Consider the following 1,451-nt stretch of genomic DNA (forward strand, 5'->3'; position numbering starts at 1 on the left):
CGGCCGGCTCGTGGCGCACGGCGTCACCGTGGAGACCGAGCAGGTACTGCTGGCCGCACAGGCCCGCCACGGCGGCGAGGTGAGCCGCACCGCCATCGAGCGCCTGGCGCCGCTGGGCCGCCTGCGCGGCTGGACCCCCGCGCGCACCGTGACCACGTGGAGCCTCGTCACCGGCGAGGGCGCCTGCACGGGAACCACCGACCACCCCACCGACCCCCGAGGAGAGTCGTGACCGTCCACTTCATCGGAGCCGGACCCGGCGCCGCCGACCTGCTCACCCTGCGCGCCGTCCGCCTGCTGGCGGGCTCGGCGGTGTGCCTGTACGCCGGCACCTACCTGGACGACGAGGTGCTGGGCCACTGCCCGCAGGGCGCGCGGCTGGTGAACACGCAGTCGATGACGCTCGACGAGATCACCGCCGAGATGGTCGCCGCGCACGAGGCCGGGCACGACGTGGCGCGGCTCTGCTCCGGCGACCCGTCGGTGTACAGCGCAGTGGCCGAGCAGGCCCGCCGCCTCGACGCCGCGGGGGTGCCCTGGGACGTCTGCCCCGGCGTGCCGGCCTACGCGGCGGCCGCCGCGGTGGTGGGGCGCGAGCTCACCGTGCCGGAGGTGGCGCAGTCGGTGGTGCTCACCCGCGCGCAGAAGGACTCCACGCGGATGCCGGCCGGCGAGGAGCTGGCGAACTTCGCCCGCACCGGGGCCACGCTCGTGCTGCACCTGGCCATCCGCCACACCCGGCGGCTGGCCGCCGAGCTCACCGAGCACTACGGGGCCGACTGCCCGGTGGTCGTGGGCTCGCTGGTCAGCCAGCCCGACGAGCTGATCCTGCGCGGGACGCTCGCGGACATCGCCGACCAGGTGGAGGCCGCCGGGCTGCGGCAGGCCGCGGTCATCCTCGTGGGGCCGGCGCTGGCGGCCGGTGACACCGACTTCGTGGAGTCGCACCTCTACAGCTGCGACCGCCGCCGCGGCTGAGGCCGGGAGGCCCGCGGCGATGCCGGCCTCTCAGCCCTCCACGTAACGCGGCGTCCACACCCGGTCGTCGGCCGTCACCCGCGTGCTGCGGGCACCGACGAGCACCAGGCAGCCCATGTCCACCACCTCCGGGTCGAAGGACGCCAGGTCGGTGACCTCCAGTGCCTCGCCCTCCCGGCTCACCTGGCGGGCCACGGCCACCACGTGGTCACCGGGCAGTTCCTCGCGCAGCACCGCGACCACCTCGCCCAGCTGGTGCGGGCGCGAACGGGAGCGCGGGTTGTAGAAGGCCATCGCCAGGTCGGCGCGGGCGCAGGCGCGCACGCGGTCCAGCACCACCTCGAGGGGCTTGAGTCGGTCCGAGAGCGAGATGAGCGCGTGGTCGGCGCCCAGCGCGGCACCCGCCAGGGCCGATGCGGCGTGCGCCGCGGTCACGCCCGGCACCACCGTGACCGGCACCGCGCCCAGGGCCG

At 75.9% G+C, this 1,451-nt stretch carries 2 protein-coding genes and 1 pseudogene; 2 read left to right on the top strand and 1 reads right to left on the bottom strand.

Annotated features, from left to right (window positions below):
- Together HMPREF3099_RS12985 and cobM are read left to right on the top strand one after the other, a co-directional pair.
- A pseudogene (locus tag HMPREF3099_RS12985) lies at positions 1 to 232 on the top strand (hypothetical protein); the annotation flags it as partial.
- Entirely contained in the window at positions 229 to 978 is a 750-nt protein-coding gene (gene cobM, locus HMPREF3099_RS08310) for a precorrin-4 C(11)-methyltransferase (RefSeq protein ID WP_070705540.1), read from the top strand. The pseudogene HMPREF3099_RS12985 and the gene cobM, both read left to right, overlap by 4 nt.
- Positions 979 to 1,008: 30 nt before the next feature.
- Here cobM and HMPREF3099_RS08315 read toward each other — a convergent pair.
- Positions 1,009 to 1,451, bottom strand: a 443-nt coding sequence (locus HMPREF3099_RS08315) for an SAM-dependent methyltransferase (protein ID WP_237769803.1), incomplete at its 5' end; no start/stop codon positions are given.

The organism is Kytococcus sp. HMSC28H12 (assembly GCF_001816045.1).
Taxonomy (GTDB): Bacteria; Actinomycetota; Actinomycetes; order Actinomycetales; family Dermatophilaceae; genus Kytococcus; species Kytococcus schroeteri.